The 21,185-nt window shown below is 36.7% G+C and carries 28 protein-coding genes; 12 read left to right on the top strand and 16 right to left on the bottom strand.

All coding sequences use genetic code 11. The features are described 5' to 3' along the window. Window positions 1–138 precede the first annotated feature (138 nt). From MKZ14_RS21015 to MKZ14_RS21030, 4 genes are all read right to left on the bottom strand, one after another. Window positions 139–1,122, bottom strand: coding sequence for an ABC transporter substrate-binding protein (locus MKZ14_RS21015; protein ID WP_339280423.1), 984 nt, complete (start codon window positions 1,120–1,122; stop codon window positions 139–141). Window positions 1,123–1,328: 206 nt separating this feature from the next. Further along, entirely contained in the window at window positions 1,329–2,159 is an 831-nt protein-coding gene (locus MKZ14_RS21020; protein WP_339280424.1) for an AraC family transcriptional regulator, read from the bottom strand. A gap of 10 nt (window positions 2,160–2,169) precedes the next feature. After that, window positions 2,170–2,763, bottom strand: coding sequence for a nucleotidyltransferase family protein (locus MKZ14_RS21025; protein WP_016993070.1), 594 nt, complete (start codon window positions 2,761–2,763; stop codon window positions 2,170–2,172). Next, the gene (locus tag MKZ14_RS21030) at window positions 2,764–3,588 is read right to left on the bottom strand and encodes an alpha/beta hydrolase (protein WP_339280425.1); all 825 of its coding nucleotides are present in this window, start codon (window positions 3,586–3,588) and stop codon (window positions 2,764–2,766) included. Window positions 3,589–3,698: 110 nt separating this feature from the next. On the opposite strand from MKZ14_RS21030, the gene MKZ14_RS21035 reads away from it, so the two are divergent. Continuing rightward, complete coding sequence (locus MKZ14_RS21035; protein WP_339280426.1) at window positions 3,699–4,493, top strand: sulfite exporter TauE/SafE family protein; 795 nt, start codon at window positions 3,699–3,701, stop codon at window positions 4,491–4,493. Here MKZ14_RS21035 and MKZ14_RS21040 read toward each other — a convergent pair. Continuing rightward, the gene (locus MKZ14_RS21040; protein WP_339280427.1) at window positions 4,490–4,855 is read right to left on the bottom strand and encodes a nuclear transport factor 2 family protein; all 366 of its coding nucleotides are present in this window, start codon (window positions 4,853–4,855) and stop codon (window positions 4,490–4,492) included. The genes MKZ14_RS21035 and MKZ14_RS21040 overlap by 4 nt on opposite strands. 136 nt (window positions 4,856–4,991) lie before the next feature. Between MKZ14_RS21040 and MKZ14_RS21045 the strand changes: the two genes are divergently transcribed. Beyond that, window positions 4,992–5,477, top strand: coding sequence for an SRPBCC family protein (locus MKZ14_RS21045; RefSeq protein ID WP_036079563.1), 486 nt, complete (start codon window positions 4,992–4,994; stop codon window positions 5,475–5,477). Between the two features lie 47 nt (window positions 5,478–5,524). Here MKZ14_RS21045 and MKZ14_RS21050 read toward each other — a convergent pair whose 3' ends face one another. The 3 genes from MKZ14_RS21050 to MKZ14_RS21060 form a co-directional block, all read right to left on the bottom strand. Continuing rightward, window positions 5,525–6,286, bottom strand: coding sequence for a hypothetical protein (locus MKZ14_RS21050; RefSeq protein WP_339280428.1), 762 nt, complete (start codon window positions 6,284–6,286; stop codon window positions 5,525–5,527). Window positions 6,287–6,356: 70 nt separating this feature from the next. Continuing rightward, on the bottom strand, window positions 6,357–7,988 hold the full coding sequence (gene abc-f, locus MKZ14_RS21055; RefSeq protein ID WP_257961876.1) for an ABC-F type ribosomal protection protein: 1,632 nt from the start codon (window positions 7,986–7,988) through the stop codon (window positions 6,357–6,359). Window positions 7,989–8,319: 331 nt separating this feature from the next. After that, complete coding sequence (locus tag MKZ14_RS21060; RefSeq protein WP_054549664.1) at window positions 8,320–8,685, bottom strand: hypothetical protein; 366 nt, start codon at window positions 8,683–8,685, stop codon at window positions 8,320–8,322. Between the two features lie 132 nt (window positions 8,686–8,817). Here MKZ14_RS21060 and MKZ14_RS21065 point away from each other — a divergent pair, with 132 nt between their 5' ends. The 3 genes from MKZ14_RS21065 (at window position 8,818) to MKZ14_RS21075 (ending at window position 11,076) form a co-directional block, all read left to right on the top strand. Further along, complete coding sequence (locus tag MKZ14_RS21065; RefSeq protein WP_339280429.1) at window positions 8,818–9,708, top strand: endo alpha-1,4 polygalactosaminidase; 891 nt, start codon at window positions 8,818–8,820, stop codon at window positions 9,706–9,708. 71 nt (window positions 9,709–9,779) lie between these two features. After that, entirely contained in the window at window positions 9,780–10,262 is a 483-nt protein-coding gene (locus tag MKZ14_RS21070) for a DUF2243 domain-containing protein (RefSeq protein ID WP_339280430.1), read from the top strand. A gap of 13 nt (window positions 10,263–10,275) precedes the next feature. Beyond that, a complete protein-coding gene (locus MKZ14_RS21075) occupies window positions 10,276–11,076 on the top strand; it encodes a cytochrome c oxidase assembly protein (RefSeq protein ID WP_326140594.1) in 801 nt (266 codons plus the stop codon). A gap of 14 nt (window positions 11,077–11,090) precedes the next feature. Here MKZ14_RS21075 and MKZ14_RS21080 read toward each other — a convergent pair whose 3' ends face one another. Further along, window positions 11,091–11,600, bottom strand: coding sequence for a DNA-deoxyinosine glycosylase (locus tag MKZ14_RS21080; protein WP_054549667.1), 510 nt, complete (start codon window positions 11,598–11,600; stop codon window positions 11,091–11,093). An 18-nt stretch (window positions 11,601–11,618) separates the two neighbouring features. Beyond that, window positions 11,619–12,413 carry a DUF2268 domain-containing putative Zn-dependent protease gene (locus MKZ14_RS21085; RefSeq protein ID WP_339280431.1) on the bottom strand — a complete coding sequence of 265 codons (795 nt, stop codon included), beginning with the start codon at window positions 12,411–12,413 and terminating at the stop codon, window positions 11,619–11,621. A 105-nt stretch (window positions 12,414–12,518) separates the two neighbouring features. On the opposite strand from MKZ14_RS21085, the gene MKZ14_RS21090 reads away from it, so the two are divergent. Continuing rightward, window positions 12,519–12,779: a hypothetical protein gene (locus tag MKZ14_RS21090; RefSeq protein WP_004231722.1), complete on the top strand. Its 261-nt coding sequence runs from the start codon at window positions 12,519–12,521 to the stop codon at window positions 12,777–12,779. A gap of 65 nt (window positions 12,780–12,844) precedes the next feature. On the opposite strand, the gene MKZ14_RS21095 is transcribed toward MKZ14_RS21090, so the two are convergent. Further along, window positions 12,845–13,579 carry a polysaccharide deacetylase family protein gene (locus tag MKZ14_RS21095; RefSeq protein ID WP_066037960.1) on the bottom strand — a complete coding sequence of 245 codons (735 nt, stop codon included), beginning with the start codon at window positions 13,577–13,579 and terminating at the stop codon, window positions 12,845–12,847. Window positions 13,580–13,851: 272 nt separating this feature from the next. Here MKZ14_RS21095 and MKZ14_RS21100 point away from each other — a divergent pair, with 272 nt between their 5' ends. The 4 genes from MKZ14_RS21100 to MKZ14_RS21115 all read left to right on the top strand — a co-directional run bounded on the left by MKZ14_RS21100 (window position 13,852) and on the right by MKZ14_RS21115 (window position 15,884). Next, window positions 13,852–13,974, top strand: coding sequence for a hypothetical protein (locus MKZ14_RS21100; RefSeq protein WP_004231718.1), 123 nt, complete (start codon window positions 13,852–13,854; stop codon window positions 13,972–13,974). A gap of 183 nt (window positions 13,975–14,157) precedes the next feature. Further along, window positions 14,158–14,460, top strand: coding sequence for a DUF1805 domain-containing protein (locus MKZ14_RS21105; RefSeq protein ID WP_004231716.1), 303 nt, complete (start codon window positions 14,158–14,160; stop codon window positions 14,458–14,460). Window positions 14,461–14,565: 105 nt separating this feature from the next. Beyond that, window positions 14,566–15,192: a DUF2238 domain-containing protein gene (locus tag MKZ14_RS21110; RefSeq protein ID WP_054549669.1), complete on the top strand. Its 627-nt coding sequence runs from the start codon at window positions 14,566–14,568 to the stop codon at window positions 15,190–15,192. Between the two features lie 47 nt (window positions 15,193–15,239). Beyond that, on the top strand, window positions 15,240–15,884 hold the full coding sequence (locus tag MKZ14_RS21115) for an SIMPL domain-containing protein (protein WP_048394056.1): 645 nt from the start codon (window positions 15,240–15,242) through the stop codon (window positions 15,882–15,884). 42 nt (window positions 15,885–15,926) lie between these two features. Here MKZ14_RS21115 and MKZ14_RS21120 read toward each other — a convergent pair whose 3' ends face one another. The 3 genes from MKZ14_RS21120 to MKZ14_RS21130 form a co-directional block, all read right to left on the bottom strand. After that, a complete protein-coding gene (locus MKZ14_RS21120) occupies window positions 15,927–16,574 on the bottom strand; it encodes a phosphoribulokinase (RefSeq protein WP_048394054.1) in 648 nt (215 codons plus the stop codon). A 60-nt stretch (window positions 16,575–16,634) separates the two neighbouring features. Beyond that, window positions 16,635–17,192 carry a histidine phosphatase family protein gene (locus MKZ14_RS21125; RefSeq protein WP_048394052.1) on the bottom strand — a complete coding sequence of 186 codons (558 nt, stop codon included), beginning with the start codon at window positions 17,190–17,192 and terminating at the stop codon, window positions 16,635–16,637. A gap of 85 nt (window positions 17,193–17,277) precedes the next feature. After that, the gene (locus MKZ14_RS21130; protein WP_048394051.1) at window positions 17,278–18,195 is read right to left on the bottom strand and encodes a DMT family transporter; all 918 of its coding nucleotides are present in this window, start codon (window positions 18,193–18,195) and stop codon (window positions 17,278–17,280) included. A gap of 118 nt (window positions 18,196–18,313) precedes the next feature. Between MKZ14_RS21130 and MKZ14_RS21135 the strand changes: the two genes are divergently transcribed. Together MKZ14_RS21135 and MKZ14_RS21140 are read left to right on the top strand one after the other, a co-directional pair. Beyond that, window positions 18,314–19,651 carry a PLP-dependent aminotransferase family protein gene (locus MKZ14_RS21135; RefSeq protein ID WP_048394049.1) on the top strand — a complete coding sequence of 446 codons (1,338 nt, stop codon included), beginning with the start codon at window positions 18,314–18,316 and terminating at the stop codon, window positions 19,649–19,651. Between the two features lie 74 nt (window positions 19,652–19,725). Then, entirely contained in the window at window positions 19,726–19,968 is a 243-nt protein-coding gene (locus MKZ14_RS21140; protein WP_004231701.1) for a hypothetical protein, read from the top strand. Between the two features lie 48 nt (window positions 19,969–20,016). Here MKZ14_RS21140 and MKZ14_RS21145 read toward each other — a convergent pair whose 3' ends face one another. Together MKZ14_RS21145 and MKZ14_RS21150 are read right to left on the bottom strand one after the other, a co-directional pair. Then, entirely contained in the window at window positions 20,017–20,175 is a 159-nt protein-coding gene (locus MKZ14_RS21145) for a DUF1540 domain-containing protein (protein ID WP_004231699.1), read from the bottom strand. 96 nt (window positions 20,176–20,271) lie between these two features. Then, window positions 20,272–21,156, bottom strand: coding sequence for an AraC family transcriptional regulator (locus MKZ14_RS21150; protein WP_048394047.1), 885 nt, complete (start codon window positions 21,154–21,156; stop codon window positions 20,272–20,274). Between the last annotated feature and the right edge of the window lie 29 nt (window positions 21,157–21,185).

Consider the following 21,185-nt stretch of genomic DNA (forward strand, 5'->3'; position numbering starts at 1 on the left):
TTATCCATTTTGCGGTACACAATATCAACCACTTAAGTGTATACCCTTAACAACTGCCTGCAATGAAAAATGCCACATCTTACAAAAGGCTGGTAATAGCCCGGTGATATCACCAAATCTACTACCAGCCTGTTTATACTATTTAAATAATTTTTCAGCCGCAGCATCTAAGAATTTCACCTTAGACCAAGCAGTACCACCTTGTGCTAATGGCTCAATTGTGTTGACAAAAACTTGATTATTTTGTGTTGCCTTTAAGCTAGTGAAAATTGGATTCTTTTGTAGCTCCTCTAAAGCTTTTGGCGTATCCTTATTCTCTGAATCCTCGAATTGCAGGAAAATCACATCTGGATTTACTTGTGCTAATGTTTCAAGTGATAGTTCCGCTTGCGCCTTAGCTGTTGTAACAATTTCTGGTACAGGTGCTCCTAAATCTTCATATAGAACAGGGTTTAAATAAACGCCTGCTGGATAGATGTACATCACTCCACCACGAACACGGATGATTAATACTTGCTTATCTGCTAATTGCTCCTTGGATTTTACTTGGGCATCAGCAACTTTGGCTTCATAGTCAGAGATGATTTTCTTTGCATCATCTTCCTTCCCAGCTAATTGTGCAAGCAAAGTTAAATTTTCTTTCCAATTTGTTGAAATATGTGAGTATGGAATCATTGTTTGAATTTTGTTGAGCTTTTCAGCCGTTTCTTCAGGGAATTTCGAAGTACCCACGATTACATCAGGGTCCAGATTAAGAATGGCTTCTGCATTTGGCTCCATTTTATTTCCTACAAGTGTAGCCCCTTCAAAATCTGTTGCTAGATAGGCAGGAACTTTGCCACCTACTTCAAGGACACCTACTGGCTTAATACCAAGCATTGCAGCATCTTCCATTGATTCAAGACTTGCAGCGACAATGTTCTTTACTTCGGCTGGTAGCTCATATTGCTCACCTAAGTACGTTATTGTCTGCGTTGATTTAGCTTGCTCTGTCCGTGATTCTGTTGCACTTGTCTCCGCTGTATTAGCTGTTGATGTAGATTCCTCTGCTTTATCTGTTCCACATGCAGCAAGTGATAATGCTAATAGTGCCGGTGCACACATTTTAAAATATTTATTCATAGATATTCTCCCCTAACGAGCTCATATTGATAATGATAATCGTTTTCATACATATGTCAACACATAATTGATACTCATTATCATTTACGGATACTATCCTAACAAAGTAAAAAAAGATTGTGAATGGACGATTTCGAAAATGACATGGATTTTTGCCGATCTTGCTAATAAAAAAACTGCTTCTTTTTTTGGAAGAAGCAGTTTTTTTACATATAATTGGATTCCTCCATTTTCATCTTTCGATAGGCGGAAGGAGATAAATTTGTGCACTTTTTAAACACTCTACTAAAGTAAAAGCAATCGACATATCCGACACATTCTGCTACTTCAGCTACTGGAATGACATCATATTCTAGCAAGTCTTTTGCACGCCGTATACGATATTCCGTAATATAAGTGCTTGGATTCATACCTGTATGCTGCTCAAATAAATAAGCAAAACGACGACGCTCAATGCCCAATTCCATCGAGATATTTGATACTGAGATTTGCTCTGCATAATTTTCATGTATATACTGTAATGCCTGCTCCATTAATTCGCTGGCACTATCTAAAACCTGCATTTTTGCCGCCACAAGGATATCTTCCAACAAATTCATAAATAATGTCTTAGACTTGAATACAGCCATATTACCAGGAAAGGAATAGCTTTCTACTAATTGCTGAACATGGCTAATAATTTGTGTGTTAAAGCCTGTATTGATTAGAAAATGTTGCTCGGCTAGTGGATATAGATTTATTTCTTCTGTAGGTAGGCTGTAATGAACAACTGCATACTCCCAACCTTTATGACCAGTCGCTCTCACTTCTATCGGCATCTGGGGGCCTGCATGGACAATCATTCCAGGCTCCATCATATAGGGGGTTCCATTAAAGCTAAAGATCGCACTCCCTGCAAGTGGTACTACTAAACCACACTTATCTGGAGCTGTTGTTCTACCAGCATCTACTTCACCTGGGTCCATTTTTTTAGTAAAAACATCTGTAAATTTTACAGAAGCATGTGCAAAGTAATCAATTAAATATTTGATATCCATATGCTAACTCCTATACATGTATAACATTCTGAATCTGTGAAAAATGAATTTTTAATTCTGACCAACTCAAATGCCATTGCTTTTGCTGAATTCTTTGACGATAAATCGCATAGGCATCCTTATTTTCTAGGTAAAACGATGTTGGCTCTACAATGCCTGCTCCTAAAAGATGAATACCGTACGGTGCTGCAATTTCTAGTACCCCATCTGATAATTTTACTCCAATTGCCGTTGGGATTTCTGGGAAATGAGAGATTCCATCAACAGCAGACTGATATGGTTTACTACCATTTAGGACATGCATTCGGGCTTGATTTTTCACTGACCAAGGCTCGTTTGGAGATAACTTTCTCAGTTCTTGCTCATACTGCTTCTCTACTTCTTCTGCTAAATTTTCTTTATCAAAATATATCACATCAATATCAGCAATTGGTGTTCTTTCCTCCTTATCGTGAAGGTAATCCCATACCTTTGAGCGAATAATTCCTGCGCATACCCACCAATCTGGTAATTGCAAAGTTTCTACTAAGGATAAAATGCTCATCATCCAGTCATCAGATGCTATTAAGTTCTTCAGCTCTTCCTCCGATTGAAGCAATCTCATTCATTCAGCCTCCATACCGCTTTTACACCAAAATGTTAATCTTTCCGCCACTATTTCAGGTGCATCACGAAAAATATCATGGCCTGCCCCTACAATCGACTCAACATCTAAATTCTCTATTTTTGTATGTAAGCTTTGGATGCAATTTTTTCTTTTCGTTTCTAATTCAGCAGGTACCGTAGCATGCAATAATAATGTAGGACATTTTAACATGCTCACTACTTGGTCAACTGGTTGAAAATTGATACCTTTTATCATCGCTTGTGCCGTGAACTGAGAAAGAGTTAGTCTGATCTCCCCGTTGATTTCCTTCACTTGTGCTTTTGAAGCTACTTTTAACTCCTTTGACCACCGAGAAAGCTCTTCTTTCTCAGAGTTAAAAAATTCTTCCCATGATGGAAAACGGACATCTTTGCAAAAATTTGCTACGTCCTTTAATTCTTTTTCTAATGTGACACCTAAATCTTTCCCTGACATATATCCGCCATCTAGTAGTACGATGCCTTTAAGTTGATGCGAGTATTTAGCTCCGTAATGAATAGCCAAGTCTGCACCAAAAGAATGCCCAATTAAATAAAAGGGCTTACTTTTTAAATTTGCACTTATTATTTCCTCTATTATTTGAATTAAATGAGAAGGAAGATACTCTTCTTCCTCTTCTAACATAGGTCTATAACCATGTCCAGGTAAGTCAAAAGAAATAACATGGTACTCCGATAAATAAGTTGCTAGCTCCCCAAAGGCTAAGCCTGAGCTTCCAAGTCCATGTAAAAAAACTAAAGATGGATTATAAGGATTTCCCCATTGATATATTTCTTGATTCATTTAATCCCCCATTTCCTATAAATTAATTTTATAAATAACCAAAAATTATATATTAGATTTATACATTAACACCAATTATCCTTAAGCTAATAAAAGAAAGGGAGAAGCTTATGAATAAAATGATCATGCTGTTGTTCTTTGTACTACTTAGCTTTATTGGACTTTTTTATGCAAACATTTCTTTTACACTCGTATGTATTGGAATGATAGCTGCTTTTGTCGGTACACTTGCGGGAGGTGGTGGACTGATTACACTTCCTGCCATGATGCTTGTCGGTATTCCGATTCAAACAAGTATTGCCACAAACAAATTTTCTACAGGTATTTCAGCTTTATCCAGTATTTTCTATCTACTCTATCAGAAAGAGCTACATCTCCCATCTATCCTCAAATATATAGCTCTTGCTTTTGTTGGGGGGATTTGCGGCGCATTTCTAGCGGTTTCGCTGTCTGAGCAAACAATGAACTATACGGCCTGTATGCTACTCCTTTTGGCTTTAGTCGTTACTTTGAAGAATAAGGCGTGGACCGAAGTTCTTGATTCGCTAGAACATCAAGCACCTCATTTTTGGCAACCGTTTTTCATCGCCATGTATGATGGTGGTTTCGGCCCTGGCTCTTCGACATTTAGCATCTTACATTATCTACGTTCTCATCACCCTTACATAAAGTCTGTACAGCTCACTCGAGTACTCCTCTTTGGTAGCTGTACAGGGGCATTTGTTGTGTTTAATCATTCTGGCTTTATTCAATGGCACTATGCGATTGCTTTGGCACTTGGCTCTATTATAGGCTCCCAATTAGGTCTCCTAGTGCTTCCGTACATTCCATTAAGGTTAGCCAAAATACTGCTAACATTGATTATTACATTGTTGCTTGTTCAAAATATATGGAAAATAATTTAATGACCACTACTCAAGTGCTCATGAATTATCTTCCATTCACCATTAATTAGTGTAAAAATATTAGTCGCTCTACCGCTACCTGATACAAACTTTCCGTTATGATAGCCTTCATAATGATATGTATAGAGACAGGTAGCCGTCTTTTCATCAACGGTTAACCATTTTACATCAGTGGCTGAATAAACCTCTTCTTTAATGACATTCCATGCATGCTTGAAATAAGCCTCAATCTCCTCTGTTGTTGTGCAAGTTTTATCAGAGAACCAATAAATTGCTTGTGGATGCAAAATAGCTTTTACTTGATTAAAATCATGGGTATTTGTTGCTTGAATATAATGTATCAATGCTTGTTGATGTGTCATCTTTACCCCTCCTTTTTTAACAATTTTATCCTAAAATTAACTTCTTAGAAATAATAATTGTTGCATGACCTTCTGCTTGGACAGCTACTGAAGAACATCTATAATGAAGTCAAAACTATAAAGACGGAGGATGTCTATGCTAGCTACTATTGAAAAACAATCCAATCACCATATTGCTACATTCAAACGACCATTACCACATTTAAAAAATGCCGTTTGGGCCGCCATGACTAACAATGAAAACCTACAAAAATGGATGAGTAATTTAGAAATCATTGAGCTACGTAAGAACGGGAAAATACATTTTAATATGAATGATGGAACAGGTAATTTTGAGGAAATAACCATTACAGATTATGCCGAGAAAGAAGTACTGGCATTTGATTGGGGAACGGATACGGTGAGATTTGAACTATCTTCTACTAACAAGGGTTCTTTATTGGTATTAGTGGAGACACTTCAAGAGCTGACAGAGCATACACCGAAGGATTTAGCAGGATGGCATATTTGCCTTGATATGTTAACAGATTTACTAAATGGCGTAGAACATCAACATTTCCCCATGGATGAATGGCAGCAACGATTCAGTGAATACAAAAAAATGCTAAGTACTGTGAAATAAAATAAGACAAAAAATCCTAGAGCATTATTACTCTAGGATTTCTAAAATTAATAAAAAGCTGTGGCTATTGCTAGTGCTTTTAAAGGATCTTTGATTGAATCGAGTGTGTAAACAAGCTTTTCATCCTGCCACACAATTAAATTACCTGATTGATAGACATCTAGCTGAGCCATGCCATATTGCCTTGGGATAGGCAGCATGTGGTTTTCTAAATACGTTACTGCCTGCTTAGCCAGTTTGACACCTGCATCAGGATTATCAGTTCGTGTATGAGTGGCAATTGCCCATCGCCCTTCGTTCCAACCAGTCCATAATGAACCAGCGCCTGCATCTTGATAACCTTTTATATTGTAACCAAGATCAACCTCTTGCCCGCCATTTTGATTAAAATTATCAAATGCTATCTGTGTGCTTGCACCTTCCACACTTTTATATTTCTTGACCAGCAATCTTCCAATAACAGTCGCTGATTTCTTTAATCGAATATCGTTAATTGGCATATTCTCTTTGCTCTCATAAAAAATAACTTCAACCTGGTCGCCCTGTGTTCTTGCTGTAGCTGATAAAAATGTACCCTCTGCAATAGGTAACGTTGTTGGCATTTTTATTGGAACATTGAAATGTATCTGCTCCTTTATTTGTTGAAGAGCTTCAGTTGCTTGAACCGTATCAATTTGATCATTATTAGACAGTGCTACAGATGTACTTGTTTCAATCTCATGTTCTTGTGCATTCTTATTTCGTTCAGCACAAGCACTTAAGCTACAAATGCTTAACAATAAAAAGAGAAATACTACCTTTTTCAACATGTTAACCCCCATTTAAGAAATGCCTTCTCTCCATATTTTCCCCTGAAAAAGGTTAACTTAAACGCTTCAGCTATCGAAGTTCATTGATGCGCTTCGTCAGCTCATTAAACTTCTGATCAAGCATGGTGTAGTCCTTATCTTTTACTGTTAGAAAGCTCAGTTTGCCTAAAATCTCTTGTCTTTCCGTTTCAAGCTTTAAACGGAGAGCCGCTGTATCATCCACTTTATTCGGTGTGACTTCTGTCCACTTTTTCTTGATGTGCTGACCGTGAAGCTCCCAAACACTGTTCGTGACTTTTTCTAGAAAGTATCGATCATGTGAAACGACAAGCAATGTTCCATTATATTGAGTAAGAGTATGCTCTAACTGCTCACGAGAAGGTAGATCAAGATGGTTTGTCGGCTCATCTAAAATAAGAACATTTTTATCCTCTAAAATATAAGCCATCAGCTTACACTTTACGCGTTCTCCCATACTCATTTTGCCTATGGGAGATGTCCAATGTGTCAGTGTAAACCCTAAATTCTTCATCAAGTTGCGCACTTTAGCACGCTCTTCAAATGTCTCTTGATAAAAATATTGCTCTGGTGTCTGATCAAGTGGTAAATCAAATACTTCCTGTGTCAGATAACCAATGTTTGCAGCTGGTGATACCCATACTTCACCCTCAGCTTCTAGCTTGCCTAAAAGAACTTTTAAAAAGCTTGTTTTCCCACTTCCATTCTTTCCTGTGATAGCTATCTTATCTCCAAATTGAGCCGTAATATTCACATCGTTAAATAGTATGCGTTCACCAAATTTTAAAGATAAATGCTTGATTTCCAGTAAGCGCTTGCCAACTCGTTGATTCGTGCCTAAAGAAAAACGAATCTCTGCTTCTGGCTCCACTGCTTCCACTCTTGTCTTCGCAAGTTCAGCCTCTAATCGCTTTTTCTTAGATTTCACCTGAGAATCTAAACGCTTTGCTTTCACACGATGGTACTCCTTAAAACCTTCCAGTTTTGTTGACTGGGCGTGGCCCTTTTGTGACCAAGACGTCAGTTCCGACATTTGAGCCTCAATTCGTTCAATGTTTTTTTGCTGCTTCTCGTAGGCACGTTGCTGTGTTAATCGTCGGTGTTCCCTATCAGCCATGTAGCTTGTATAATTGCCATCATGTTCAATCAGGCTTTTTTCCTCAATAGACCAGATTTTTGTGGCAACCTTATCTAAAAAATAGCGATCATGTGATACCACGATGATTGTCCCCTTATAGTTTTGTACTTGTCTGATGAGGAATGCGGTACTTCGTTCATCTAAATGATTCGTTGGTTCATCAAGTAATAAAATTTGAGCATTCTGGGAAAAACCTTCTGCAAGACGCATTTTCAGCTTTTCACCCCCACTTAACGCTGCAAATGACACATTAGGTACCTGCCACTTAGCCAGCAGATCAGCTTCTCTTGCGGATACTTCTAGTTTGTCAAAATGAGCTAGCTCCTGTTCAACAAATGTAATTTTTAAAGCCTGTGCTCCCTGAATTACTCCCATAGTTGGTGATAATGTACCTTGAATCAATTGTAATAATGTCGATTTCCCAGCACCATTCCTCCCTATAATGCCGATGACTTCGCCTTTTTTTACTGTGCCTGTCACATGCTCAAATAACAACATATCCTTTATTTCATAACGTACATCCTGTAATTTTAAAAGTTCCTTCATACTATCCATCCTCTCCAGTTGGAGGGACAAAAAAATCCCTCCAATTCATTTGGAAGGATTAGTCGCTACAATATCATACACAAATAAGCTCCAAAATTATTGTGAAAACAAGCTTTGGAGTAGCTAAATATCGGCAGTGGTTTGCGAATATAAAGCAATTATTATGAAAAATGGGCAGACTAATCCTATTTTTGTTGTTCGTGAAATATAAAATTTCCTATACAAAAATTAAGATTAGTTATTCATTAGCCACCCATCTTCCCTTCATTCATCGTTATCGTCATTGTAACATCATTTTTTTAAAAATAAAACTCCATACCTTGAGCTAAGTCTATCTAAAACATTCATAGGAACGAATTTGGTTTCTAGAAATGGTACGGAAATACCAGCCATATCTTCGACTCCACCTAAAGCCAGCAATGATTTCCCTTCCTACAGCTGTTGGGAAAAACCAAAAACTTCTACCACTATTCATCCAAATATACGTATTTCTAAATAAACAGGAGCGTATACCACTAGAACCTTCTCGCCAAGCAGGAATTGGTGGTGAAAAACCTGGTGGTGTGCTCATTGGCATTTGTCCTGCGGGAGGGGGGCCGAAATGAGTTGGCCCAAATGACGTTGTTTCAAAATCATTATAACCTCCCCAACCACCAGGTCTTCTAAAATTATCTTCTCTAAATGGATTATTATACACACAAACCCTCCTTTTACATTATTCATTATATGTAAAAGGGCGATTCACCGTTGAGCCATTGCCCATTTACCAAAGGTAACCTAGTTCCTATTATTGTATAATGGAAGGAAAATCCTTCAAAAAGGAGTACTTATGAAAAAATTATTGATACTCTTATTAGCCCTGCTTATCGCAGGTAGTATGTGGATGCTGCTTGCTAAAAATTCAGTCTATTCTTCCATAAATATCCAAACAAAGCTTGCTGATGTGAAAGATTACACATACTACTTAGATAAAGGCAACGATGCCATTGGCAAGAGCATGACGAAGTTAGATTTAGTGATTGTAGAACCTCTTGAAATGCAGCAAAAGTATATCGTCAATGCTCAAAAAAGCGGTACTTTAGTGTACGGCTATATTAATGTGATGGAAGCAGACAAATGGAATACAGCACTCTATCAACAATTGAAGGAAGAAGATTTTTATCGAGACAAACAGGGTGAAAGAATGTATTTTGCCAAATGGGATTCTTTTTTAATGGATTTGACTTCTACGCACTATCAAGACATTTTGCTAGCAGAAATAGAGCAGCAAATTGTTCAGAAAGGCTTAGACGGTGTGTTTTTAGATACGGTTGGTAATATCAATTCCTATTTACCTGAAGATGAACAAAAGTGGCAAAATGAAGCCATGTTATCTTTTATCCAACAAATCAAAAAACGACATCCAAATATATCTGTTGCTCAAAATTGGGGATTTCAAACACTCGCCGATTATACAGCACCATATATTGATTTTATTATGTGGGAGGATTTTTCGTATCCTGTGGTAGGAAAAGATGAATGGTCACTCGATATGATGCAACAGCTTGTCCACATACGCAATAAATTTGGTACACAGGTGATGGCAATTGGTTTTGAAGAAGAATCAAAAAGCCGTGCATTAGCTGAGAAGCATCACTTCAAATTCTTTTACAGTCCTGCTGGCTCTTACTATAATAGCTGGCAATCATCCTTACTTCCCTCTGACAAACGACTGTTTTGAGGGATATTTGTTTAAGAGCTCATCTCAGGGGTAGACTAAAAGAAAATCAGCTTGAGGTGATAGGATTGGATATGACCAATATGTATGAAGAACAAAAACATAAGCATGAAAATCGCTTTCAATATAAGCAGCGTAACATGTGGACTGGGATTTTATTTGGGCTTGGGGTTGTTGCATTTATAGATGAGGTGATTTTTCACCAATTATTACACTGGCATCATTTCTATGATAAGTCTACAGCAGCTATTGGACTAGTTTCAGATGGTTTATTTCATGCATTCAACTTTTTTGCTACGATTGGATCTGCTTTTTTATTGGCTGATCTACATAGAAAACATGGGTTTTGGCTAAAAAGATGGCTAGGCGGTATTTTTCTTGGAGCAGGCTCATTTCAGCTTTACGATGGAATTATACAACATAAATTCATGAAACTTCACCAAATTCGTTACAATGTTGAAATACTTCCCTATGATATCGTTTGGAACATATTGGCGGCGCTATTAATAATTATCGGTATTGTCTTACTGCTCCAAACAAATCAAAAAGATCGATAGGAGGTGGCGCATCTTGCATTCTCACGATGTTCATACTCAAAACTTTCCTATTATGGTTCAGCTTCTACTGGCCTTGCCATTTGTTCTAGCTCTTATAGGCTATATCCTCGCTGTTATTATTTCGAATCAACATAAAAAACAATGGCCTCATTTCCGTACTATCTGTTGGATTGTTGGAAATGTCTGTGCTCTGATTACATTAATCGGCCCATTGGCTGCTCTTAGTCATATTCATTTTGACGCACATATGATAGGACATTTATTGCTTGGCATGCTGGCACCATTACTTATGGCTTTAGCAGCACCAATGACTCTGCTGTTAAGAACCTTACCAGTAAACAAGGCACGTATTCTCTCTCGGCTACTAAAAAATCCGTATATTCGTTTTATTCGTCATCCAATTATGGCATCTATTCTAAATGTAGGAGGCCTATGGTTACTCTATACAACCTCACTTTTCAATTTGATGCATGAACATATACTATTGTATGTATTCATTCATCTCCATATTTTTCTAGCGGGTTATTTGTTTACTATTGCCTTTATTTATATTGATCCTACTCCACATTCATACTCTTATGTTTTTCGATCCCTTACATTAGTAGTAGCATTGGCTGCTCATGCCATATTGGCAAAATTTATTTTTGCAAATCCGCCTCATCATGTACCATCCACTGAGGCAGAACTAGGTGCTAAGATCATGTACTACGGTGGAGATGCTATTGAAATCCTTCTTGTGTATATTCTCTTTTATCAATGGTTTAAAAGCACAAGGAATAGTATTCACCCCAAAGCAGCTACTTCATCACGCTAATCTCGCCCTGTTGATTAGGTTAAATAGGATTGGATAATCCGCCAGTCCTCTAGCTTTTCAGTGAACGTTTTAATATTTTTCCCTGGTATTGGACTTGTTGATGGCATCTTTTTATAGGCTCGTCCTTCTAGAAGCCCTAAGCCAATATGCTTTTTAAAAACCTCAAATGCTTTCGCTCCATTAAAAAGCACTAATTGAATATTAGGGTATTGTTCAAAAAGGGTTTGAAAATCATTGGGCTTTTCATTGCGTATCGCTGCATCTAAACTTCCTTCACGTTCACAAGTTGCAATCGTGTCCCAAAGACCGATTGCATTGTTTTTTAATAAGGCTATTCTCTCTGTATAATCATTTGGAATCGCTATCTGTAATAACTCACCCATAATAGGCCAAAAGTGATTGCGTGGATTGCCATAGTACTGCTGTTTCTCTAACGATTGTTTTCCTGGCATGGATCCAACAATGAGCACCCTTGTTGATGAGTCTACAATTGGTAATAATATATTTTTTAATTCATTGGACACAACAATCACTCCTTTTCTCTATTGTAGCGGAAAATTCGAACCAGTAAGTAAATCTTGGCTTGAAATGAACAAGGGATGTTGGCATGAATGGTTCATTTTATACGACTGCACAATTTTGTAGCCTATACAGTAGCCTATCCAAGGTGGAAGGGCCCCCCCGTATAGAAATGGATGATGTTGTTTGATTCCTTGGAGTTGTAAATTCGGTAAAAAATGATGCTCCCATAAAGCTAAAAGTTCTTTTTCTGAGTAGGATTGTAACCAGGGAGCAATCCACCTTTCTCCGTATAAATCTTTCACCGCATCTTCTGCTAAGCCTTCTAAAATGAGAGAATCCAATAAAGTCATATCATCTAAAGTTTTTTTTAATATGTGTATACGACAAACATGGTTATATTCATGAGCAAATAATGCTTGAAGCTCCTGCTTTTCTAAATCACCCACAAATAAAAAAAGCGAATGAGGATAAGCGACACCATTTTTATTGGTTATCGTTTGCTGCTGAGTAATGGGGAAAATATAAATTGGTATTGATGGGCCTTTCCATTTCCTCTGTAAGTATAGGAACTCCTGCTGTACACTGGCCCATACTTTTTGCCTCTTTAATTTTTCAATATCGACTTCCTCATGAGGTAAAAAAAGACCCTGTTGCTGTAATGTATAGTGAATTTCTTCTGGAAGCCCATCTCGAAATAGTTTGACTAATCGACCGCAAAGAATCGAGCATTGTAAGCTTGTTCGCTCATCCTTTCTAGTTGATTTTCTAGCACTTACAAATTCATCTAACCACTTATCCGTTGACACAACTGCCATATTATCACCTCTTCACAGCATATGTCTTGAATAGACAATCGGCTAGTGATAAATGCATCAAATCGCATATATTAGCTTGTAATGACAATGAAAGGAGGGATATGTGTGAATCCAGCTGATGCTTATAGTCTTTGCTGTAAATATCATGGTAAACGTGTTCGAATCTCGGATTCATCTGGTAAAGTACATGTTGGAGAAATCACAAGGGTAGATAGAAGACAGGTATGGATTCTACCTGATAGAAGATATAGTGGTTATGGTTTAGGGTTTTGGGGATTTGGAGGGTATGGAGGAGAAGGTTTTGGCTATGGAATAGCTCTAGGAACAATTTTAGGTATTGCGCTAGCTCCAATTATTTTCTTCTAATTCAAACCTTTTATTTAAATGAAAAAGAAGCCATTTCAAACATTGTTGAGATGGCTCATTTTTCATTATTGAACTTGCTCTTGTTGCTGTTTGCTTTCAATCAGCTCGGATATTGTAACAAATGTGTAGCCTTGCTTTTTTAATGCAGGTAATATTTCTTCTAGTGCTTGAATTGTTTGTGTACGGTTCCCGCCACCATCATGAAATAAAATAACATCTCCAGGCCTTGTTCCCTTCATTACCTTTTGCACAATTTTCCTTACACCAGGCTCTTTCCAATCTTGCGTATCCTGATGCCAGGACCACATTACTACCTTATAGCCGTCCTTAACAGCAGCATTAATCATAGCATCCGTGTAATTTCCACCAACGGGACGGAATAAAACTGGGGAAAAACCAGTAATACTATAAATCGTGTCATTTGTCTGTTGAAGCTCCTCTTGCAATTTTTTGATGGAAACTTTAAATGGATGTGTATACGTATGATTTGCTAATTCATGGCCTTCTGTATAAGAACGTAAAACAAGCTCTGGATATTTTTCTGCATTTTTTCCAATAATAAAAAAGGTGGCTTTTGCATCATATTTTGCTAATAAATCTAGCACAGCAGCTGTGTATTTAGGATGTGGACCATCATCAAAGGTGAGTGCAACAATTTTATCCTCTGTTTTGATATCCCAAACAACTTCACCTGTCTCCTCATAATAGGGACGACCTCTATCTGCGTAGCCTTCCTGCACTAAAAATCCCGAGATGATTAAAAAGAAAACCATAAAAATGAATACGTAATTACGTGTCATAGCATCACCTCCCAAGTCCGAAATCACAGAACTCCGTCAACTTACTATTTACGAATTACCCGGAAATATACTTGTGAAGGATTGTCTGTTTTCTCCTTTTAATTATTTCAAAAAAATTTTAAACGTTCTTTATAATTTTGAACAATATGTGAAAATCTTTGAATAGTACTTTATTTTTTTATTTATTGATGTAAAATTAAATCAAATCTGATATATAACAGTTATTATAAATATATAAATGTTATGCAACACAATAAAGGGGGATGACATATATGTGGATTATTACAGTATTTGAAGAAAACACTTATCGCATGTTTGAGTATAGTTCTAAACGTGAGGCAACAAATGCATTACATAAATTTAAAGAAACTGCTTTGCTTTCTTATACAAGATAATAGAGGATAAAAGGAATCTATTCATTTGAGTAGGTTCCTTTTTGTTATAAAGTACCTCCGATGCTTCCCCCCTAATTCCTTTCATCCTTATACATCTAGCAACATATTTAGTTTTTTTTCATGAAAATGTCGAACACCTTGCTAGCCTTCACCATATGTATATAGAGAAAAGGAGTGATTTCAATGGTGACAATTGAACCTATTATGATTAAAGGGCATTTCTTCACTGCAGTAGTTGTTCAATTACCTAAAACAACATTACTAACTATTTCTAATGATACAGGCTACATTATGTGTGGTGCTTTAGATGTCGGCCTATTAAATAGTCGCTTAGTTGATCGAAAAATTATTGCTGGTCGTGCAGTAGGCGTGAAAACAATTGACGAGCTATTAACAGCTCCATTAGAATCTGTAACATATGAAGCAGAACAGCTTGGTATTACAGAAGGAATGACTGGTGTAGAGGCACTTTTAAAAATGATCTAATTGGCTAAAAAAGCGTCAACTAGACGCTTTTCTTTTTTGTTTGCTAACTATTTGAATAAGCAATTTCCCCATTTCCCATACTGTTGGACAAAGGGAGTTGTTAGTATGAATAGTAGGCAACATGTTAAAATACACGCCACCTTACTTATTATTGTTTTAATTGTTTTCATCTGGTCTGTTATAAAGCCGTCCTCCTATTTAGATTGGCTAGCTGAAGTCAGTCCTGGAATTGTGGCAATAACAGTCGTTGTTTGCATTTATCATAAATTTCGCTTTACCACATTTTCTTATTTTATTATCGCTCTCTTGTCGATCCTGACATTTATAGGTGGGCATTATACCTATTCGGAAGTCCCTCTTTTTAATTGGATAAAAGATGAATTTCATTTACAACGTAATCACTATGATAGGTTTGGCCATTTTTTAAAAGGTTTATTAGCCATCGTAATAAGGGAAATACTAATCAGGAAAACACCACTTACAAAAGGAGCTTGGCTTACAGGTATTACGATCAGTATTCTGCTCGCAATTGCTGCTTTTTATGAAATCATTGAATGGTTAAGTACAAGAATCTCGAAGGGAAGTAAAGGAGCAAAGGATTTTTTAGGCATGCAGGGAGATAAATGGGATGCACAATGGGACATGTTTTTAGCCTTGCTGGGAGCTATTTTAGCTTTACTTCTATTCACAAAGCTCCATGACAAATTTTTAAAAAGAATAAACAAATCCTAAATATTTTTGCATAGCATGATTATATAACCTATGAAAGGTGGTATTAGATGTACTATGCACAGGTCAATCAACAAACACATCATCCATCACGTACTATGATTGTAATCGGCTATGGACAGGTAATGGCTACACCAAGCTCTGTACAATTACAAATTGAAGTCCAAACACAGGGCAACCATGTACAAGGTCCTCAACAGGAAAATGCGGCAATCATGAATGAAGTTATGCAATCACTTATCGCACTTGGTATTCCAAGAGAACAAATTCAAACGGCTAGTTATACAATCACACCACTATATAATTTCGAAGATGGCAAACAAATTTTTAATGGCTATGAAGTAGTCAACGCCATTTCCGTCAACGTTTCGGATACCAATGATTTGGGCTTAATCATTGATACGGCTGTAGAAAATGGGGCAAATCGAATAACCAATATTCAGTTCAAAATGGACCATACCGATGCTTACTATCAGCAAGCATTAAGTTTAGCGCTACAGAATGCTCAATTGAAGGCGAAAACAATAGCAGAAACTATGCACCTGCCTTTGCAGCCACTCCCTGTAGAGATTGTGGAAGAGCAGGCTAACACACCTATCCTTTATCGCTCTATGGCTGTATCCTCGGGAATCACGCCTATAGAACAGGGACAAATTGCTATTGATGCTACTGTTCGTGTAAAATTTCAATACTAAAGTTAGGAGCCTTCCGCTAGTCAAAGTGCAGAAGGCCCTCATTTATTTTACAAGTGTATTTTTTTCAATAAGGATTTCATCATCCTGAGTTTTAATAACCATATCAAAATGTTGGCAATGTGGATGCATAAATAATTCATATTGAATACGTCGCTCATCATGTGATTGTTTTAAATAATTTATATCTGTCCCTCTTTCAAGCACATCACGATCTGATCTTCTCTTAAGCTCTGTAGCCCCATCCGTATAAAAATAAATCTTTAAATCGAATAACTGCGGATCTATAAATGCTACACACATTCCTTCTACTATCGTGATCTGTTTTTTCGAAGATATTAATGTACTTTTCATATAATGTGTATCGATTGTCATTAAATCGAGTCCTACTCTTATCATCTGAACATCTCGCTCCAATGATGGCAGATGATGAGCAGCGGGATGACAAGCCGTCATTTTAAAACGATGATGCTCATTTTGATATGTATAATCAAGTATAGTTTGTTTGCGAATATCAGAATTCACAATATACGGATCAGTATTTAAATAATTCACTTCATCTTTATCTAAAGCATGTATAAGTTTTTTGGCAAATGTCGTTTTTCCAGCAGCTCCATGACCAGAAATGCCGATTATGATTTTTTTATCAGCTTGTTTAACCCATCTTAAAATTTCTTTTAATATCGTCTCCATCTTACTCTCCTTCACTATAAAAGGTATGGCAAGAAACAATTCCTACCATACCACTTAATATTAGCCTTCATTATACGGGGAATCCCATATTCGCTCTATCATTACTCCATTATGCTTAGGGCTTAGTAGAAAAACATCTGGGTTGCTTAAATTTTTCCAACAGTGAAAATCAACATCCTTATCATAATACTTCAGTAGCAAAGAGATGATATTGCCATGACTCACAATTAATGTATTATCAACATCCTGAGCAAATGCATCTTTTACAAGGTCTACAATTCGATGCATCGCTTCATTACTGGATTCTCCACCATCATATTTTAAATCCATATCAACAAATGTCGCCTGTAATTTTTCGTACCAATCTGGAAAATCTCTAGTACTTAAAAGGCGCTCCGAAAGACGTTCATCAATTTCAATCGTTATACTTTCTCTGCTACTTAATGGTTCAATGGATTGGATTGCTCGTAAGAAAGGGCTAGATACAATTCGATCAATTTTTAGATTCTTGAAAAATTCAGCTAAACTATTTGCTTGCTCTATTCCCTTCTGTGTTAAGGGTGCATCTAGTGATTGTCCTTGTGCTAGACAATGTCTAATGACATAAATTTTCCCCATAAAAACCTCCTAATTTAGAAAGTCATTTATAAACGATTATTATACCCCGTTTTCTAAATAGCTCCGATTTAAATGTTCCTATTCATTATCTCACTTGTTCTACATTTTTCCGCCCAAAATAATTCGTCCCTATCACACCAATAATAATCATGATGCCACCAATAAGATGATATAGATGGAAATCTTCCTGTAAAAATAAGACCCCTGCCAAAATAGTAATAAGTGTTGCAAAATTGCTAAAGACACTCATTTTAGATGCTTCCAATTTAGATAAAGCATAATTAGATAAATAGGATGTACCAAGTGAAGATAGTATACCTAAATATAAAATAGCGAAGACAAAATGAGCATGTGTTAATGGCTTAAAAAATTCATTGAGTGTTCCATTCATCATATGACTTCCAAGAGCCATTCCATTAAAAATAACAAATCCACACAATGTCATGACATATGTTAATGCTAGTAAAGAATATTTCTTGGTAAGCCCTCTAGCAAAAATATTATAAAGTGATGTCGCAATCGCTGATAGTAAAATAAATCCACTTCCTATGACATTTCCTGTAGTAGTATTTGCTCCATTCATCATTAACAGATAGATGACACCAAGTACGGACAAACTTACAGATACAAGTTGACCCCGAGTAGCTTTTTCCTTTAACAATAAACCTGCCAATGCTAATGTAAAAATAGGAATTGTCGCTTGAATAATTCCCGCCTCTGATGAGGAAATTTTAGCAAGTCCAAGCACTTGAAACGTAAAAAAAGCAATTGGATACAAGATGGCTAACGGTAATATTTTTAGTATGTCCTGCATGTTCATTATTAGCTTATTTTTTGTCATTACCATGATTATAACAATACCGATGAATGCAAAAGTAAAACGATGTGCAAGTATATCAATAGGACTTGCTACAGTCAACGTAACTTTCACAAACATAAATGAGAGCCCAATGACAAATGCATAAATTATTGCTGCTATATAGGCATTTCTATTTTCTGACATAGGATCGTACTCCTTCTTTAAACATTCCGGCCGGTATAGTTATCGTATTAAATAGAGAACTTATTGACGATATAAAAAAAACACATCTGTACCGATACAGATGTGCTGGAGGTTATGTATGCTTAAATACGAATGGATTTATTCTCAGCTCCTGACTCAGATCCAAACAGGCTCACTTCAAGCAGGGGCAAAACTCCCCTCGATTCGCCAGTTATCACAGCAATTTTCCTGTAGTAAGAGTACGATTTTAGCATCTTTAAAAAAACTGGAGGATCAGCATCTTATCTATTCAATGCTTAAAAGTGGCTACTATGTTGTTGATCATCAACTGCCCATCCAACCAAAAATGAAAAATTACATAGATTTTGCTACATCTTCGCCCAATTGGCATGCATTCCCTTATCAAGATTTTCAGCATTGTATTAATAAGGCCATCGACATATACCAAGCAGATTTATTTAGATATGGGACACCAAAAGGCCTACCGTCATTAATAGCGGAAGCAAAAAAACTATTAACAAGCTATCAGCTGTTTACAAAGGAAGAAAATATTTTCATTACTTCAGGTGTCCAACAATCTCTATCCTTGCTAAGTATAATGCCCTTTCCAAATGGTCGCTCAACGATCTTAGTGGAACAACCTAGCTATCATTTGTATATGGATTATTTAAAAACCTATGAACTTCCGGCAATGGGCATCAAAAGAACAACGGATGGTATTGATTTAGATGAATTAGAAAACATTTTTAGTAAACACGACATAAAGTTTTTTTATACGATGCCACGTCTGCACAACCCTCTAGGAACTTCCTATAGTAAAAAAGAAAAGGATTCAATACGAAAACTTGCCTATAAATATAATGTGTATATAGTTGAAGATGATTATTTAGCGGATTTTGAGCAAAATACAAAAATAGATCCCCTATTTACGGAGGATACACAGGATCGGGTTATTTATTTAAAAAGCTTTTCTAAAATTATGTTTCCTGGCTTACGTATCGGACTTGCCGTATTACCAAATGTTTTGATTAATACCTTTCAACAGTATAAAAATACCACTGATATTGATAGCTCCATGATCTCCCAAGCTGCATTAGAGCTCTACTTGAAAAGTGGTATGTTTGAACGTTATCAGAAGAAAGTCAGTGAAGCTTATGCAAGCCGAGCAAATCAACTTCAACAATCTATAGCAACTCATCTGGCAGACTATCAATCCTCAAAGGAAATCTGTATGCATAGCCATATCATTCTACCGAGACAGGTGAATACTTCTAAGATTATTGATCATTTGGCACAACAAAATATTTTGTTAGATCCTATTAAACGCAATTATTTAGATGCATTTTATCGGGAACGTATTATCAAACTAAATGTATCGAATATAGACGAATCCAAGATTGATGTTGGCATAAGGGAAATTGCGCTAGCCCTTCATAACACGAGCAATTATTTCTAAAGAACATTATTCATGAAACCTTATTGTAGCTCATATAATTAGACATCATAAATTGGTTCAATAAGGAGGATTCAATGCAATCTGAGAAATTGCGACTAAGGAAGATTCAACGTCTTGCATATGAAATTATGGATGAGATGCACAAAGAAAAGCATCGCACAGAAATGCACAAATTAATTCCGATTATTGATAACTTGTCGCGGGCAATTGGGGATTTAACAGATTCTGTTGGTAAATACTCACTGGATTATGTAGAAGAAAAAGTAAAAAATGCCCATGCTCTTTTATTTAACAAAGAAAAGGTAGATATTTATTAATAAAGACAGGGAAAAAGGGTAACCATATACATGGCTACCCTTTTGGCATTAATGCGTTTCAGGTTCGAATGTTTTACAGTCTGTTTCCTCGCTGTTGGAAGCATGTTGTCCCTTTTGGCTGACAACATAAATTTTTTCAGCTGTGCATTTGTTACCAGAATCCCAAAATGTGCAGTTATTGACTTCACAAAGAATTTCTTGTGCCATCGTCTCACACCTCCTCCTTGTTATCTTTAACAAATTAGAGGTAATCAATACGTTATTCAAAAAAGTCATCTTGCACTTTTGTCAGTGCTGTCTGATTCACTCCATACTGAAGTCTAGATTAGTAGGATGATTTGATAAATGTTCCTGCGTAAGCATATTTGTTGAGGGTACCTTGTTGTCAACTTCTTCAAAACGGAAGCCATCTGCCCAGACTTTACCCGAACCAATTAGTAACACACCAAAATAAATGGAATTACCTTCTTCAGGTACGTCTAAGACAATAGAATAATGATTCCATTCAGTAGAACCTGTCACAGGGCGTTGATCCATATTATCAAATTGAATCGTATCACCTGTACCATTGTCAATACGCATCCATGCACCACACTTTGTAGCATCTGCCGTCTTTAAGTAGCATGACATTTTCAAGCGTTTCCCTTTATAGTCAGCTGCCTGAAAACCCTGCATCATTGTAGCAAATTGACCATGATTTGCTGAGGCAGTTGTGGAATACAATACTCCTGAACGCTTCCCTGAATGAAATACCTTGTCATCTGTATGAAATTTATACAATTCTGGATTAGCACCACTCAACACCCAACCTTTAACCTGTTCAACTGTTTCCATGTAATGTTCCTCCTCCATCATATTTAATGATTGCATTACTTTTCGATACTTCCCTGGTGGTAAAGCATAAACTTCTTTAAAGGCTCTTGTAAAAGCCTCTTGTGATTGAAACTGAAGTGTAACAGCAATCGTTAATATCGATACATTAGAGTACATCAAATAACTCGCTGCCATAGCTAGCCGACGTATACGAATATATTCACCAATCGTAATTCCCGTTTCTTGCTTAAAAATTCGGCTTAGATGGTACTTCGAATAGCCAGCAGTATTAGGAAGACATTCAAAAGAAATTTCTTCCATCAATTGCTCCTCGATATAGGCAATAGTTCTTTGTGTCGCTTGACTATACTCCATGTTACTCACCTCATCTTTATCATAATGGA

Source organism: Lysinibacillus sp. FSL P2-0066 (assembly GCF_037969495.1).
In the GTDB taxonomy this organism is placed as follows: domain Bacteria; phylum Bacillota; class Bacilli; order Bacillales_A; family Planococcaceae; genus Lysinibacillus; species Lysinibacillus boronitolerans.